Source organism: Bradyrhizobium sp. 22 (assembly GCF_000482425.1).
Classification (GTDB): domain Bacteria; phylum Pseudomonadota; class Alphaproteobacteria; order Rhizobiales; family Xanthobacteraceae; genus Bradyrhizobium; species Bradyrhizobium japonicum_B.
The window spans coordinates 927,305-943,209 of record NZ_KI519400.1; the positions used below are offsets into that span (position 1 = coordinate 927,305).

At 63.9% G+C, this 15,905-nt stretch carries 11 protein-coding genes, 1 tRNA gene and 1 pseudogene; 2 read left to right on the forward strand and 11 right to left on the reverse strand.

The features are described from left to right. The 6 genes and pseudogenes from K410_RS40595 to K410_RS0129860 all read right to left on the reverse strand — a co-directional run. Positions 1–255, reverse strand: a pseudogene (locus K410_RS40595) (hypothetical protein); the annotation flags it as partial. A 96-nt stretch (positions 256–351) separates the two neighbouring features. Beyond that, positions 352–1,179 carry an AfsR/SARP family transcriptional regulator gene (locus tag K410_RS37450; RefSeq protein ID WP_049820383.1) on the reverse strand — a complete coding sequence of 276 codons (828 nt, stop codon included), beginning with the start codon at positions 1,177–1,179 and terminating at the stop codon, positions 352–354. A 450-nt stretch (positions 1,180–1,629) separates the two neighbouring features. Further along, a complete protein-coding gene (locus tag K410_RS0129845; RefSeq protein ID WP_028138275.1) occupies positions 1,630–2,805 on the reverse strand; it encodes a Gfo/Idh/MocA family protein in 1,176 nt (391 codons plus the stop codon). 15 nt (positions 2,806–2,820) lie between these two features. After that, entirely contained in the window at positions 2,821–3,876 is a 1,056-nt protein-coding gene (locus K410_RS0129850; RefSeq protein ID WP_028138276.1) for a sugar phosphate isomerase/epimerase family protein, read from the reverse strand. Between the two features lie 143 nt (positions 3,877–4,019). Next, positions 4,020–6,140 (reverse strand): glucans biosynthesis glucosyltransferase MdoH, encoded by a 2,121-nt coding sequence (gene mdoH, locus K410_RS0129855; RefSeq protein ID WP_028138277.1) that lies wholly within the window; start codon positions 6,138–6,140, stop codon positions 4,020–4,022. Beyond that, entirely contained in the window at positions 6,128–7,633 is a 1,506-nt protein-coding gene (locus tag K410_RS0129860) for a glucan biosynthesis protein G (RefSeq protein ID WP_028138278.1), read from the reverse strand. Before K410_RS0129860 ends, mdoH begins: the two co-directional genes overlap by 13 nt. A gap of 1,286 nt (positions 7,634–8,919) precedes the next feature. On the opposite strand from K410_RS0129860, the gene K410_RS0129865 reads away from it, so the two are divergent. Continuing rightward, positions 8,920–10,443 carry an AbiV family abortive infection protein gene (locus K410_RS0129865; protein ID WP_080672272.1) on the forward strand — a complete coding sequence of 508 codons (1,524 nt, stop codon included), beginning with the start codon at positions 8,920–8,922 and terminating at the stop codon, positions 10,441–10,443. Between the two features lie 100 nt (positions 10,444–10,543). Here the strand turns inward: K410_RS0129865 and K410_RS37455 are convergent, their stop codons facing one another. The 5 genes from K410_RS37455 to mnmA all read right to left on the reverse strand — a co-directional run bounded on the left by K410_RS37455 (position 10,544) and on the right by mnmA (position 13,964). Then, positions 10,544–10,996: a hypothetical protein gene (locus K410_RS37455; protein ID WP_049820384.1), complete on the reverse strand. Its 453-nt coding sequence runs from the start codon at positions 10,994–10,996 to the stop codon at positions 10,544–10,546. Positions 10,997–11,154: 158 nt separating this feature from the next. After that, a tRNA-Met gene (locus K410_RS0129875) sits at positions 11,155–11,231 on the reverse strand. Between the two features lie 265 nt (positions 11,232–11,496). Further along, a complete protein-coding gene (locus K410_RS0129880; protein ID WP_028138280.1) occupies positions 11,497–11,853 on the reverse strand; it encodes a hypothetical protein in 357 nt (118 codons plus the stop codon). 44 nt (positions 11,854–11,897) lie between these two features. Continuing rightward, on the reverse strand, positions 11,898–12,536 hold the full coding sequence (locus K410_RS0129885; protein ID WP_028138281.1) for a class I SAM-dependent methyltransferase: 639 nt from the start codon (positions 12,534–12,536) through the stop codon (positions 11,898–11,900). A 246-nt stretch (positions 12,537–12,782) separates the two neighbouring features. After that, positions 12,783–13,964, reverse strand: coding sequence for a tRNA 2-thiouridine(34) synthase MnmA (gene mnmA / locus K410_RS0129890; protein WP_028138282.1), 1,182 nt, complete (start codon positions 13,962–13,964; stop codon positions 12,783–12,785). A gap of 347 nt (positions 13,965–14,311) precedes the next feature. On the opposite strand from mnmA, the gene K410_RS0129895 reads away from it, so the two are divergent. After that, positions 14,312–15,904: a flagellar hook-length control protein FliK gene (locus K410_RS0129895; RefSeq protein WP_028138283.1), complete on the forward strand. Its 1,593-nt coding sequence runs from the start codon at positions 14,312–14,314 to the stop codon at positions 15,902–15,904. Position 15,905: the final 1 nt, after the last annotated feature.

Below are 15,905 nucleotides of genomic sequence, written 5' to 3' on the forward strand. Positions count from 1 at the left end.
CTTCTTCAGCACGCTCCAGAAGCTCTGCAGCTCCATGTCGGAGACCTGCACAGAACCTTGCGGCACTTCCGGACCGGCGGAAAACGGCAGGAAACCTCCGCCGATGTTACCTATGGCGCCGCCGATATTCTTTCCCCTTTTGCCGCCGAGCAGGTTGCCGATAACTCGTCCGGCCGCACCGCCGAGGATGGAGCCGAATATCCCCTGCGGGTCCAATTGGCCGTAGTCCTCATATCCTTGCTGTGTTCCAGTCATGATCAAAGTCTCCTGATGAAGTGCCTGACCCGCGAGCGACACGCGTTCCCTGAAGGGAGTCGGGATCACTACGCACGATTGTGCGAGCGGCTAAGGCTACGACAGGGATCGTGATGCAGGCGTCACGCCGAGCGTGAAAGTTGCGTCAAAGTTCTTGGCCCGCTGCAATTTGACCGAGGCAGGTCTCAGGGGCGCAGCGTGGAACATGCGGCGGATGTCGCGCTGCAGCTGTTCGGTCTCCTGCTCCGGCACCGCGCGAACGTCCCGCCACAGCACGGAGCGGCAAAGATCGTACTGACGCAGCGCGTCGGTACGGCGACCTTGCTGCGCGTAGCAGCGCATCAAGATGCGATGGACCTGCTCCTGAAGCGGGTCGATCGCAACAATACGCAGCGCGAGCGCGATCGCGATATCCATGTGCTCGCGCCCGTCGGTGTCCAGCAGGCCCGCAAGCGCCTGCATCGCCTTTGTCCTCAGTCGTTGACGCTCGGCAGACAGCCAGGCTTCGAACTGGCATGAGGTCGAACTGATGCCCTCGAGAAGGTCACCCCGATACAGCATCGCCGCGCGAGCCAATCGTTCGGGATCTCCATCCGACAGGAGCCGCTCGAATTCCCCGACATCGGTGCTTATGGCGTTCGGGCAGATGCGGATGTCGTCGCGATCGGCCGCGATCACGTCGGAATATTGCGGCAATTCACGCCGCAATGTGAGCAGAGCCTGTCGAAGGCTGGCGCGGGCGCGATCGCCGAACTGACCGTCCCACAACAGGGTCGCGAGCTTGCCGCGAGAAATGGCCCGAGGGGAACTGAGCGCCACATAGCCAAGGAGAGTTGCAGCCTTGCGACTGGGGATCAACACCGACTCGCCGGAGGCACGCATGACCTCGACACCGCCGAAGAGATTGATCTGGAGCAGCGACATTGTCCTAATCCTTCGGTCATTGTCCTCTGTCCCTCATTCTACCCAGGGGCGAACACTCTTCCTGTGATCATGATCACCAAAGATGCGGACAGCGCCGATTGGCCGCACATCGTCGATCAGGCCGAATGCTCTTATGGCCACCATACAATCTAAGTTAGACAAAGCAACGGAACTCGCTTGGCACCGTGTCAGCAATTTGTGAGACCGCAAATTTCTGATGTGTGAAGTAGCCCATAGGCAGAATGCGAATTGTAGGGCGCCGCAATTGCTCGCATTCGATGTATCGTTCGTGCGGAGCCAGAACGCCGCGAGAGATCGCACGACGCGACACGCGAATGCCGTGCAAGTTGTCCTCACTCGGCGGTACTCGACGAAGCGAAGTCATGGGTCACTATGGCATCCATATCAAGCAGATCCATCGACAACGGGTTCGGCGGCATCGCGACCGCCTTAGGTCATCCGAACCCAGACGCCGTTGCCTGCAGACGACCTCACCGCGGCATCGATCAACTTCACGCCTGCGAGGCCATCCTCGACCGTCGGAAAGATAACGTCGGGCGGCGGCTTTTCACCGGCCGCGGCCGCGCGGATGGCGCGCGCCGCCTCGGCATAGATCGTCGCGAAGCCCTCGAGGTAGCCCTCGGGGTGCCCCGACGGGATGCGGGTGACCCGACCCGCCGCGCCCGATGCACCGGCGCCGCCGCGGGTCAGTAGCTGTTTGGGCTTGCCGTAAGGCGTGAACCAGAGCTGGTTCGGATTCTCCTGCGCCCATTCGAGGCCGCCCTTGCTGCCGTAGACGCGCAGCTTGAGCCCGTTCTCGTTGCCGACGGCGATTTGGCTCGCCCACAGCATGCCCTTGGCGCCGCCCTTCCACTTGAGGAAGATCTGCACGTCATCGTCGAGCCGCCGGCCCTCGACGAAGGTCGACAATTGGGCGAGCAGCGCGTCGAGCTCGAGCCCAGTGACGAAGCAGGCGAGATTGTAGGCGTGGGTGCCGATGTCGCCGATGCACCCGCCGGCGCCGGACCGGGACGGGTCCGTGCGCCATGCCGCCTGCTTCTGGCCCGTGGCCTCCAATGGCTCGGTCAGCCAATCCTGCAGATACTCGGCCTGGACGAGACGGATCTCGCCGAGATCGCCGTTTGCGACCATGGCGCGGGCCTGCCGGATCATGGGATAGCCGGTGTAATTGTGCGTGACGACGAAGATCTGGCCAGATGTCTTGACCAGCGCCGCCAGTTCCTCGGCCTCGGCAACGGTCGTGGTCAGCGGCTTGTCGCAGATGACGTGGATGCCGGCTTCCAGGAAGGCTTTCGCGACCGGGCTATGCATATGATTGGGCGTCACGATCGCGACCGCCTCGATGCCGTCCGCCCTCGCCGCTTCGGCCTGCGCCATCTCCTCGAACGAGCCATAGGCCCGGCCGTCGGCGATGCCGAGCTCCTTTGCGGAGGTCTTGGCGCGAATTGGATCCGACGACAGCGCGCCGGCCACCAGCTCGAACTGGTCGTCGATGCGCGCGGCGATGCGGTGGACGGCACCGATGAACGCGCCCTGGCCGCCGCCGACCATGCCGAGACGGATGCGGCGATGGCCGCCGGTCTCACCGCTTGCTTCGATCGCCATGTTGCAGCCTTTCGTTCAGGAGATGCCGAGCATCTTGCGGTTGGCGGCCGCATCGGTACCGCTGCCGGCGAAATCGTCGAAGGCCTTCTCGGTTACCTCGATGATGTGGTTGCGGATGAACTCGGCGCCCTCACGCGCGCCTTGCTCGGGGTGTTTCAGGGCACACTCCCACTCAAGCACCGCCCAGCTGCCGTAATCGTATTGCGTGAGCTTGGAGAAGATGGCGCCGAAATCGACCTGGCCGTCGCCGAGCGAGCGGAAGCGGCCGGCGCGGTCGACCCAGCTCTGGAACCCGCCATAGACGCCCTGGCGGCCGGTCGGATTGAACTCGGCGTCCTTGACGTGAAACGCCTTGATGCGCTGGTGGTAGATGTCGATGTAGTCGAGATAGTCGAGCTGTTGCAGCACGAAGTGCGAGGGATCGTAGAGCAGGTTCGCGCGCGGATGGTGGTTCACCCGGTCGAGGAACATTTCGTAGGAGACACCGTCGTGAAGGTCCTCACCCGGGTGGATCTCATAGGCGAGATCGACACCCTGCTCGTCGGCATGGTCGAGAATCGGCCGCCAGCGCCTGGCGAGTTCGTCGAAGGCGGTCTCGATCAGGCCGGCGGGACGCTGCGGCCAGGGATAGACGTAGGGCCAGGCCAGCGCGCCGGAGAACGTCGCCTGGGTGCTGAGGCCGAGCCGCCGGGACGCCAGGATGGCGCGCTTGACCTGATCCACCGCCCATTCGGTGCGGGCCGTGGGGTTGCCACGCACCTCCGGCGCGGCGAAGCCGTCGAAGGCCGCATCATAGGCCGGGTGAACGGCGACGAGTTGGCCTTGGAAATGGGTCGACAGCTCGGTGATGGCAAGCCCGTGTCGCGCCGCAATTCCCTTCACCTCGTCGGCATAGGTTTGCGACTCCGAGGCCTTGGTCAGGTCGAACAGCCGCCCGTCCCAGCTCGGAATCTGAATTCCCTTGTAGCCCAGCGAGGCCGCCCATCCGCAGATCGCATCGAGCGAATTGAACGGCGCCGCATCCCCCGCGAACTGAGCGAGAAATATCGCAGGCCCTTTGATCATCCTCATCGCGTGCTTCCTTCCTTGGACGTTTCGGGGCGCTTTTCCGCGCACTTGGTTCGAGGATGCCGGCCATCAAGGGAGAGAGCAATAGCGGTCTACGCAACGAGAGAAAGCTTCGGACGGCCGCAGGACAGATCCAGGCCGCAGCTTCATCGCTTCTGCAACACGGTGGAAAGCGCCGGACCGTCGTTCAAGATCGAGAAGATTTCTCGCGAGGATAGATGCGCTGCGGCCTCCTCGAACGTCTCGCTCGCATCGACCTTGGCACGGCCGACCGCCAGATTGGCGTCGACCGCGTCGGGCCTGGTGGGGCGAGGTGGCGGCAGCTGCGCGAGGTGGAAGGCGAGGAGCGCGGGGTCTTGGCGCAGCTCCACCAAGGCGGGCATGCCCCCTACGTCAGCCGACGCGCTGAGTTCGTTCGCCCGCCGCAGCACGGGAGGCGGCTCTCGTTCTTCCGGAGTGACAAACAATTTTCCGGAGACGGGCGTGGCGGTCAGCGCGCCTATGGGAACGGCGAACAGCAGCCCAACGATGACCGGCGACATCCAGAGCAGAAGGGGCAGCGAAACGGCGTAGGCGCTTGCGGCCATCGCAACACCGCACAGGGTCGGAACGCCGTATTTCCGATAGAGCTCGCGCCGCTCCACCGTGCCGTCGTCGCGCCTTTGCGTCTGCCAGCCGGCATCGCGGCCGGCCAGAATCTCGATCACCGCGATCGACTGAAAGATCATCATCACCGGCGCCATCAGCGCGGATATGACGATCTCTGCGAGAACTCCGGCCGAAGCACGCAACGCGCCGCCGAACTGGCGTCTCACCGAGCCGCGCATCCAAACGAGGACGAGGCTGAGCAGCTTCGGCAACAGCAGCAGACCCATCGTGGCGACGAACACCCAGATCGCGAGCACGGGATCCTGGGCCGGCCAGGTCGGAAACAACGAGAACCCCTTCGGAAAATACTCCGGCCGCACGAAGCGGGCCTGCAGCGAGATCAACATTCCCAGCAAGAGGAACAGCAGCCAGAGAGGCGCCGTCAGATATGCCCCTATCCCCACCATGAAATGCACGCGCGAGACCCAGTGGAGACCCCGCGCAGGCACGACGGCGAGATGCTGAAGATTGCCCTGACACCAGCGCCGGTCGCGCGCCGCGAAATCGAGCAGCGACGGCGGCACCTCTTCGAAGCTTCCACCGAGCGTCGGCAGCATGTAGATGCCCCACCCGGCGCGCCGCATCAGCGCAGCCTCGACGAAATCATGGCTGAGGATGTGCCCGCCGAACGGCTTCCGTCCACGCAGCTGCGGCAGCGCCGCCTCTTCAGCAAACGCCCTCACCCGGATGATCGCGTTGTGGCCCCAGTAATTGCCTTCGGAGCCGTGCCACCAGGCAACGCCGGCGGCGATCATCGGTCCGTACAGGCGGCCCGCGAATTGCTGGATGCGGCTGAACAGGCTTCGCGCGTTGACGACCATCGGGAGCGTCTGGATGAGGCCCGCGCTCGGATTGCTCTCCATGGCATGAACCAGTCGGACGATGGTCTGCCCGCTCATGAGACTGTCGGCGTCGAGCACGATCATGAAATCGTAGGCGCCGCCGAACCGCGTGATCCACTCGGAGATGTTCCCGGCTTTGCGCGCCGTATTCTCGGCTCGGTGGCGATAGTACAGCCGTGGTGTCCCCACCGCCTGTCGCAGCGCGAGGAGCGCCTTTTCCTCGGCGACCCAAATGTCGGGATCGGTGCTGTCGCTCAGAACGTACCAGTCGAACAGCTTTCCTTGCGAGGTCGTCTCCAGGGATTCGATGATCGCACGAAGCCGCGCTGTCAATCGGTGCGGATCCTCGTTGTAAGTGGGAAGCAGCATGGCGGTGCGGCTTGCGATCGCAGGCAGCTCCGCATCTGGCGCGAAGGCGCCCGGACGATGGGCGAGCAGAACAAGGAAGCCAGCCAGCGCGGAGACGAACGAGAAGGCGACCCAGGCGAGCAGGACCAGGAAGAGCGCCAGCACCATGGCTTCGAGCACGGTGACGCCGCCGACCTCCAGCACGCGATACATCTCGTATCCGCCGCCGGCCGTGAGCGCCGCCGTCGAGAGGAGGATGAGGCCGCGCCGCCAGGCCATTGCCGGGGCAACCGGCGCGGGAATGCGGTCGGGTACCCGGTGTTTTCCGAGGTCGCCGGGAGCCATCGGAAGGGGAGACTCGCCCGGCAGCAGGCGCTGGGTCGCGATATCGCCGGCCATCGGCCGCGGCGCCGTGCTCAGGGCGCCCATCGGTAGACCCAGACTTCCGACAAGGGCTTGTCGCCTTGGGCCAGGAACGCCCGCAGTTCGACCGGCTCGCCTTTCACCTGGCACTGGAAGCTGAGCCGCCAGCCACCGGTGTAGGGATTGGGCTGCGTGACGATGTTCTTCACCTCGGACTTGCCCGCCGTCACCACACCTTTGACACCTGAGGGATCGACGCCCTTGAGGTTGTCGCCGAGCAGATCGAGCACGAACAGGCGCGCGTCCTCGCCCGTTGCCCCTATCCCGCTTCGCGCAAATCTGGCCAGCGATTGCGGCTTCGGGCTATCCGGCCCCCAATGCAGCCGATAGGTGTAATTGTGTTCGCCCTTGGCCTGCAGCGGGTTCTTAGGCCGCCAGAATGCGGCAATGTTGTCGTGGACCTCCTCCTTGGTCGGGATTTCGATCAGCGCGACCCCGCCCTCGCCCCAGTCGCCGATCGGCTCCATCCACAGACTGGGCCGTCGCTCGAAGCTGGATTCGATGTCCTGGTAGGCGGAGAAGTTCCTCTCCCGCTGCATCAGGCCGAAGCCGCGCGGATTGAGATCCTGGAAGGTGCTGATCTGGAGGTCGCGGGGATTGCTGAGCGGCCGCCACAGGCTTTCGCTCTTCCCGTTGAAGATCGCAAGGCCGTCGGAATCGTGCACGGAGGGGCGGAAATCGTCGATGTCGTTGCGATCGTTCGGACCGTAGAAGAACATGCTGGTCATGGGCGCGAGACCGGCCCGCGGCATCTCGACGCGCGGGTAGACCGACATCTCCACGTCGAAAACCGACGTGTCGCCGGGGCGCACGGTGAAGCGGTAGCTGGCGGCGCAGCTCTTGCTGTCGAGCAGGGCATGGATCACCAGCGAGCTCGCGCCCGGTGCCGGCCGCTCGAGCCAGAACGTCTTGAAGAGCGGAAATTCCTCGCCCTTGGGTTCGCCCGTATCGATCGAGAGCCCCCGGGCGGAAAGGCCGTAGGTCTGCCCCTTGGCCACGGCACGGAAATAGCTCGCCCCCAGGAAGACGCAGACCTCGTCGTAATAGTCGGGACGGTTCATCGGCGCATGGATGCGGAAGCCCGCAAAGCCGATGTCGTTGTCCTCGAACGCCGGGACTTTCTCGCCGAAGGAGAAATCCGCCTTGCGGTACTGGAACTCGGATGCCTTTCCGTCCGCGACCTCGAAGATGTTCACCCTGTTCCTGTAGAAGAAGCCGCGGTGGAAGAACTGCGCTTCGAACGGAAGATTCTTGCCGCGCCAGAGCGCCCGCTCGGGCAAGAAGCGGATCGAGCGATACTGATCGTAGTCCAGGTCCTTCAATCCGCTCGGAAGCTTCTCGTCCGGCGCTTCGTACGGCTTCCCCGCCAGCATACGGGCCAAGTCCCTCACCGTAGAGGGCCCAAACGCGACGTCCGAGGGGGCCGCAAAACCGCCGCCCGAACCGAGCAGCAACGCCGGCAGCATTGCCGACCCTTGAACAAGCTGGCGTCGGTTCACGTACTCTCCTACTCGCTCGCTATTGCCGCGGCCAAGCAACGACCGACGCGCCCGCGAGTTCCAGCCCGTCCGGCCCAAGCTGGACGGGGGCCAATAGAGGTAAGGCTATAAGGCTAAATGACCCAAAACGGATGAAACGTGCCATCCGTGCGCTTCTCTTTGCGACGGCCCAAGTGGCACTGCCAGCGCTAGTTGCGCCGATGTCGCTGGTGCAGGCACTACCGATCGGCTTCAATGTCGCGACTGACTCTGTTTGATAGCAGGAAGAGATCATGGCATCGCGTGCTCTTCATCGCAGACGCGCCTTCGCATTCTCGCGGCTGAATTCGCCCGAGCTTTGCTTCCTCATTCCACCCTCAAACCAAGAGGGCACAGGGAAGGCCGGGTGCTGACAACGCACCCGCGGTCCGCTGCGCGAAATGCACACGCAGGAAAACCGCACAGCAGCATACAGGTGGTGCCGATCACTCGGCCTTCCCTGCGCGATGGTCGGACGGCTTATGCCGTGCTCTCCCGGGAGCCGAGTTCCTTCTGGCCTCCCTCGCGCCTTACGGAATTCACCGGCCCCCGCGCCGGTTGACGCGACTGCCGCCTCCGCAAGCGCTTGACCGTAGCAACGACGGCCAGGACCACACGGTTTTGCCGTACGCACGGCCCGCCATTTCGCCGCAGTATTCCCTGACACCGTCGACGGAGCCGGAAACTTACAAACGAGACGAAGCCTAGCAGCGCCGTTCGTCCGCGCGCGGCCGCGAGCTCTCCGGGGACTACCCTCCCTGCCCGCTACCATCGCGCCCGACGCTGCCGCGTCCACCGCAAGCCCGGCTCGCGATCAAGACGACGACGCGATCGCCCCTCAAGGATGAGCCGGGATGAGCGGGGTATGCGATATTTCCGAAATTCGGTAAATGGGAATATTTTTGACGGGAGGGGTTGACGGGGGTGTAGGGTGTTTGCCCGATGGAAGGTCTAAGGCTCCAGAACACGCCGAATGCGAAGGTGAATAACATCATCAAGCAGGCTAGCGCCGTATAGTTGCAACTGACTTCAGTAGCGATAGACCCATACGGAAGCGGGTTATATGCCCCAAGTATTTTTGCGTTGATAGCGGATTACGTTGGACCGCTGGATATACCCTGCGACACTACACAAGCAATCAAGATTTGCCTTTATGCGATGGCGCAGGGAAAAGGTACTCTATCGGCACGTGCTCAGATCGACGACTCAGCTAAGGATGTGACTTGCCTCTGATTAGAGGCCGCTCCGAATGAGAAGAGCTGCCCCAAATGACGAAATTATCACGCGATGAGTCTTTGTTGAAAGCAATGGATGCTTGCGTTGGTCACGCAAGCGACCTTCTAGACTCCGCACGCGCAGTGATGCTGGCCGGACATCCCAACATTGCCTATCACCTTGCCGCCTTGGCCCTCGAAGAAATTGGGCGTCGAGCTTTGTTGGGAGTTCAAGCCGTGTCGAAGATGGCGACCGTTCCACCTGCGTGGCCTAAGAAACACGAGCAAGACCATGTCAAAAAGCTCTTCTGGTGCTTCTTTGGTGGCGGCTTTTTCTCCGGGGAGATAACTGGAAAACGTCTCGATGAAATGTCTGGCGTTGCTCAACGCATACACGACACCCGACTTCTCGGACTATACGTCGATAGCGATGTAGAAAGTCTAGTCCTTCCCAGCCGAGCAGTAGCAGAGGAGGAGGCAAAGCAGCTCATTTCGCTTGCCGAAGCGAGCATCGAACTAGCTAAAACTGAGAAGCCACGAGAGGAGATTCCACAAGAGGAAATTGATCTTCAAGCATGGTTTCTGGCTGCGACCGATGATCCCGAAAAGCGCAACCAGATATTCTCTAAAGCGTCCATGAAAAAGCTGGTAGAATTGAAAGGCTCGAACACATGGGCCCGGTGGCTCAAAGATCAGTTTGATAGGGCCGTTGAAGACGGCCGGCTTGCGGCAGAGAGAGAATTAGAACGCAGCAGAAATGCTCCGGAAGAAAAAACCAAGGAAAAGTGGCGCCTCCGCGTGCGGATCACTTGCGCGTCGCATTCGATTAGGACGAAAGTCCTGTCGAATTTCAACAAGAAGTCCAGCTGGATAAAACTCTCAGCTGTTAGCGGCAAGAAAGATCAGATCTTCATCGACTTCATTCTCGGCGATAATGTGCCGGTGCAGGCGCTCTGGTATTTTGGATGGGGGGTCGCCCGGAGCTTCGTAGTCGCCCTGAACATTGGCACCATGGGGTTTTGGTGGTGGCGAATGCCGGAGCAAATCGACCGATACTACGAAACGATCCGCGATCTTGAAAATCATCAAGACTTAAGACTCCAAAGACAACCCAGCCTCAAAATAGATTGGGGCGAGAACCGCGCGTTGGCCGATGACGATCTCGCTCGTTCCGCTCTGGCTTTCGCAGCACTTACTAAAGTAAAGCAGACTGGCTATCAAAATTCCCTAGATTTCTATATAGGAGGCCTGACGTTCCTCTCCTTGAACGACGTGCATTGGCAATGCGAGGTTGAGTCATTCGGAAATTTTTTCCGAAGTCTGCGTGCGATGATGGCCGAGCACAACGATTGGCAACCGGGCACCCCATTTGAGCCAGCAGTTTTGAAGTTTCTGGATCGCCTCTTTCCCCAAATGGATGAGAGAGATCGCTATGCTGAACTCTGCCGTGCCTTCGATCGCGATCAGCTTACGGGGGTCGTCGTGACATTGAAGGAAGTATCGTTCATCAAGCTGTTTTGTGATGCCTACTTCCTATCCAAGCATAACCCTTCAGTTGCACTCCAAGAAGCTCCTTAGCTCGTAGACGGGTAGAGCGAAGCGAAGCTGAGCGACGTGAAGCATGATGGGGTTCGCAAGAACTCTACCGAGCCTGCGCGCTACTCATCCTACAGACCCGTCAGCCAGCGCACGCTCGTTCGATTTCGGTTACGTAGGATGTCCAATCGAACGCAAAGGGGCCGACCTTCGACAGCTTGGTTTCGCAGTCATCTCCGTTTTCGTACGCAAAGTCGGACCAACGCACGACGCCATCGCTCCGCGACACGAGGGTGGTAATCGCTCCGCAGGCCAAGTCTCCACATTCCGGGCAAACATACAGAGCCACGCGGTGACTACCGCCGACCGGAACGGCCGACGTCAGAAGTCGCGTGAGCCTATCGTTGAGGCGAAGGGCAAGCTCGGGCTCTCGTTGAGGGACGGAAAGACAACCGGACAAATCGAAGTTGGCGGCGCCGGTGACGGCAAGGAGAGATTGCCCGTTGATGACAAAATCGAACGTGTACCGCTCCTTCTTCGCGGGGCTTGCGCCACCGCTCCGATGAAGCACTGCGAGTTCAAGATGGTCAGCCATTTTCCAACACTTCCGCGCCTGGTTGCGGACCGATGCAGTGCGAGCGGCGCAGGGCCAACAGCCAACAGTAGAACGATGCGACCAGCATGGTGCAACCGGTCGGCATCAAGGCGAGCGCACGCGATACTTTGAAAAACCATCAGCTGCTTAGCTGGATTTGGTAGCGGGGGAGGGACTCGAACCCCCGACCCCAGGATTATGATTCCCGTGCTCTAACCAGCTGAGCTACCCCGCCACAGGGATCGCGGCGGCGAATAAGGCCGATCTCGCGAACGCGCGGCATATAAGGAAGGGGGCGGGGGTAAGTCAAGCAAAGTGGGCCGCCTTTTTCCGCTCTGGCCTAGACCACGTCCGGGTAAGCCGCCTTGAGAATACAGCCTCTTTTCAACGGGTTCGTCATGGCCGGGCTTGGCCCGGCCATCCACGTCTTCAGTCGCGGGGACAAGAACGTGGATGCCCGGGACAAGCCCGGGCATGACGGAGATTGGGGGCGGAACGCGCTATTTCGGCCGCACGCTGGGGTCGCCGCCGGGACTGCCGGGGGGCGGAATCACGGGGGTGTTGGCCCCGGTGCTGGGCGCGGGGGCGTGCATGTCGGGGTCGACGCCAGAGGGCGGGCAGAGCACGCCGTCGGTCTTGGCGAGCTTGTCGCCGAGCGGTTCCCGGGACTGGCCGGTGGTGGTGCCGTCCGGGGCGGTGCCGAGCCGGTCGGAGGGGGCACAGCCGGCGGCGCGTTGCGGGGATGGCGGCGCGGTCGCTTGCGGCGGCGTCGCCGGGGCGGGCGGGGCCTGCGCGATCGCGCTGCCGGAGGCGGCGATCAGGAGGCTGGCCAGGATGATGTTCGATGTCGTGCGCATGGGAAGGGAACGCGCCGGCCTCGGCGCGTGTTCCCGCGGCATGATCACGATTTGCGGTAGCGGATCAGCGAAAAGTGCCCCATCGGCGGCATGGGGCGGCGCTCGGCCAGCGTGATGCCGCCGTGCCTGGCCGCCCAGCCCTCGAGCCGGGCCCACGGGAATTCCGGGCGCCAGCCGAGGCGGCGGGCAATCGGCGCGAAGGCGAGCTCGAACAGTTTGCGCGGGCCGCTCTCGGCGCCGATGTGGTTGACCAGGATCAGCTCGCCGCCGGCCTTGAGCACCCGCACGAACTCGTCGAGCGTGCCTTCGGGATCGGGCACCGCGGTGATGACGTATTGCGCCACCACCGCGTCGAAGAAGTCTGATGGGAAGGCGAGGTTCTTCGCATCCATCACCGAGAGCACTTCGACATTGGAGAGGCGAAGCGTGCGCACGCGTTGTTGCGCCTTGCGCAGCATCGGCTCGGAGATGTCGACGCCGCAGATCCTGGTGGTGCGCGAGTAATCCGACAGCGACAGGCCGGTGCCGACGCCGACGTCGAGGATGCGGCCGCCGATGCGATCGGCCTCGGCGATGGTCGACTGCCGGCCGGCGTCGAACACCTTGCCGAACACCAGATCATACACCGGCGCCCAGCGGCCATAGGCCTTCTCGACCCCGGCCCGCGAGATGTCTGCTGCCATGCCCCTGCCCTTACGCGAAGATTCTCTAAGGTGTGTTTGTTGATGAGAACGAATCCTGCCCCGCGCGCGGTCTGGAGCCTCTCCCGCTTGCGGGAGAGGTCGACACGCTCGCAAGAGCGTGGCGGGTGAGGGTTCTCTCCGCGCCGGGGGTATCCCATTGCGGAAGCACCCTCTCCCCAACCCTCTCCCGCAGGCGGGAGAGGGAGCGCACTTCCGGTGTCGCGAGAGTGCGATCCAATTTCATGATCAGCCGCGCACGGCTTCCGCGAGCGGGCGCGAGGTGGCCGCGCCAACCTTCGCTGCGGCGCTTTGAATAAAACCGCCGCCGAGCACGCGCGCCTGGCCGCTGGCTGCGTCGTAGAACACGCAGGCCTGGCCGGGCGAGACGCCCTCCTCGCCGGCGACGAGCTCGACCTCGTAATGGCCGCCTGCGCCGCGCAGCCAGGCCGGCTGCGGGCTCCGGGTCGAGCGCACGCGCACGAACAGTTCGAGACCGCCGCCGATGGCGCGGTCGATGTCGCCGTCGCCGATCCAGTTGACGTCGCGAAGTGCGATGCGGTGCATCTTCAGCGCATCGCGCGGGCCGACGACGACGCGGCGGTGAGCTGCCTCCAGCCGCACCACGTACAGCGGTGCGGATGCGGCAATGCCGAGGCCGCGGCGCTGGCCAACGGTGAAATTGGCGATGCCGTTGTGGCGGCCGAGCACGTGTCCGTCGAGATCGACGATCTCGCCGGGGTCCATCGCGTTCGGCCGCAGGCGCGTGATGATGTCGGTGTAGCGCCCGGTCGGCACGAAGCAGATGTCCTGGCTGTCGTGCTTGTCGGCGACGCTAAGGCCAAAGCGGCGTGCGAGCTCGCGCGTCTCCGGCTTGGTCATGTCGCCGAGCGGGAAGCGCAGGAAGTCGAGCTGTTCCTGCGTGGTCGCGAACAGGAAGTAGCTCTGGTCGCGGTCGGGGTCGGCGGCGCAGACCAGCGCGCGCGAGCCGTCCTGGCGGCGGCGCGAGGCGACGTAATGGCCGGTGGCGAGCGCCTGTGCCCCGAGCTCGCGCGCGGTCTTCAGGAGGTCGCGGAACTTGACCGAGCGGTTGCACTCGATGCAGGGCACCGGCGTCTCGCCGAGCGCGTAGCTGTCGGCGAAATTGTCGATGACGGATTCGCGAAAGCGGTCCTCGTAATCGAGCACGTAATGGGGAATGCCGAGCTTGGCCGCGACGTCGCGGGCATCGTGGATGTCCTGGCCGGCGCAGCAGGCGCCCTTGCGGTGGGTCGCCGCGCCATGGTCGTAGAGCTGCAGCGTGATGCCGACGACGTCGTAGCCTTCCGCCTTCAGAAGCGCAGCCGTCGTCGAGGAATCGACGCCGCCCGACATGGCGACGACGACCCTGGTGTCCTCGGGACGGCCTTCGAGATCCAGACTGTTGAGCATGGGCCTGTTGGGGTTGTGACGGCAGCGCGCGGCGATCCGCGATTTCTTGCTTCTCGCGGGACATCGGCGATCCCCGGGAACTCGAGTTCCCGAAAGGCACGATTGCCCGGTCGAAAGCGGCTGAGAGTAACCTCTTTAATATAGGCGGCATTCCGGTGAAGCAATCACGCGGGCGGCCGGCTTAGGGCAATTCTTGCCGGGGAGGCAGAAATGGCGGGGCTGCGGCGGGTCCGGCAGCAGCGCCTGCAAATCATTAAGACATTGATTCCATTACATAAAGATGCGCCCGGCGTCGCTGGCCCGCTCCTTGCTCCCCTGATGCCGCAGATGTTTCCAAGGGGTTGCCTGTGGTCGGTCGTACGTCAGAAGTCGCGGCAAGCGTGCAAGTTTCGAGCGCGCAGCAAAAGCCTGCCCGGTCGCAGAGCGCCAAAGAGGCGTCCGCGCACGATTCCTTCGGCTCGCTGGTCGACAGCAACACCCAGGCGGTCAACGCCAACGCGGCCGCGCAGGCCGAGGACAGCGCGCCGCGGCGAAGCGAATCGTCCTCCGCGGACAAGGGCCCGCGCGAGCCCTCATCGACGGATCATCCCTCGCAAACCAGGGCGAGCGAGGACACCGATGCGCCGGCGTCCACCAAGCCCGACGAGACGAGCGACACCACCACCGATTCCACCAAGGACGCTGGCAAGGTCAAGGACAAGCCCGAGACCTCCGACGCCAAATCGGCCGATGCCTCCGAGGAGACCAAGGGCGACAAGACCGAAGCCGCCGATGGGCTCGCGGCGGCCGTCGATGCCGCGCCGGCCGACGCAGCGCAGGCGGTCCTGCCGGATCCGAACGCAATCGCAGTTGCCGCGCCGGCGGTCCCCACCGATCCGAACGCGGCGGCGAACCAGTCCGCCACCTCCTCGCCGCTGACGATCGCCGCCGCCGGCCTTGCCGCCAGTGCCTCGACCGCGGCGCAGATCGCGGGCACCACGACCGACACCGCAACGCCGGGCGACAAGAGCGCCAAGACCGCCGGCGCCCAGGTCGATGCCGACACCTCGGCGACGCTGGCCGATGCCGCGACCGGCGCCACCGGCGAGGCTGCGGCCGAGGCCAAGCCGAATGGCGGACTGATCCCCGTCCATCAGGGCACGCCGAAGGCCTCGTTCGAGGCCGTCGTCACCGCGCAGGGACAGTCCGACGTCTCCAATATCGGCCAGGGCACGGGCAACGCCGCCCCGACGCAGGCAACGGGCCCGACGGCCGCCAACGCGGCGCATCCGCAAGACACGAAGCCGCAGGCAGACGGCGCCGCGACCGAGGCCAAGGCCGGCGCCGCGGACCGGCCGGCCGACGCGATCCCGGCCGCGCCGGCCGCCCAGGCCCATGCCAATGCGCACGCCGCCTTCAACACCACTGACGCGAGCGCGCAAGCCGCCTCCGCCGTGCAGGCACCGCTGACCAACACGACCTCGACCGCGTCCGCATCGACCGCAACGCTGACCGCGACCGCGGCCAGCTCTGCGGCAGTGCCGATCAACGGCGTGCCGGTCGAGATCGCGGCCGCGATCCGCTCCGGCAAGTCCCGGTTCGACATCAGCCTCGATCCGGCCGAGCTCGGCCGCATCGACGTGCGCATCAATGTCGACCGCGCCGGCAACGTCACCTCGCATCTCACCGTGGAGAAGCCGGAGACGCTGCAGATGCTGCGCCAGGACGCGCCGCAATTGCAGCGCGCGCTCGACGATGCCGGCCTCAAGACCGGCAGCAACGGGCTGTCCTTCAGCCTGCGCGACCAGAATTCGTCGGGCCAGAACTCCGGCCAGAACAACGACAATGGCGGCAATGCCCGCCGGCTGATCATCAGCGAGGACGACACCGCCGCCGCGCCCGTCGGCCGCAGCTATGGCCGCATGTACGGGCCGAGCAGCGGCGTCGATATCAGAGTGTAGG

Bases quoted from the DNA above. Each gene is read 5' to 3' on its own strand.
- K410_RS37450 (WP_049820383.1), bottom strand. From the start codon at position 1,179: ATGTCGCTGCTCCAGATCAATCTCTTCGGCGGTGTCGAGGTCATGCGT.
- K410_RS0129845 (WP_028138275.1), bottom strand. From the start codon at position 2,805: ATGGCGATCGAAGCAAGCGGTGAGACCGGCGGCCATCGCCGCATCCGT.
- K410_RS0129850 (WP_028138276.1), bottom strand. From the start codon at position 3,876: ATGAGGATGATCAAAGGGCCTGCGATATTTCTCGCTCAGTTCGCGGGG.
- mdoH (WP_028138277.1), bottom strand. From the start codon at position 6,140: ATGGGCGCCCTGAGCACGGCGCCGCGGCCGATGGCCGGCGATATCGCG.
- K410_RS0129865 (WP_080672272.1), top strand. From the start codon at position 8,920: ATGACGAAATTATCACGCGATGAGTCTTTGTTGAAAGCAATGGATGCT.
- K410_RS37455 (WP_049820384.1), bottom strand. From the start codon at position 10,996: ATGGCTGACCATCTTGAACTCGCAGTGCTTCATCGGAGCGGTGGCGCA.
- K410_RS0129880 (WP_028138280.1), bottom strand. From the start codon at position 11,853: ATGCGCACGACATCGAACATCATCCTGGCCAGCCTCCTGATCGCCGCC.
- K410_RS0129885 (WP_028138281.1), bottom strand. From the start codon at position 12,536: ATGGCAGCAGACATCTCGCGGGCCGGGGTCGAGAAGGCCTATGGCCGC.
- mnmA (WP_028138282.1), bottom strand. From the start codon at position 13,964: ATGCTCAACAGTCTGGATCTCGAAGGCCGTCCCGAGGACACCAGGGTC.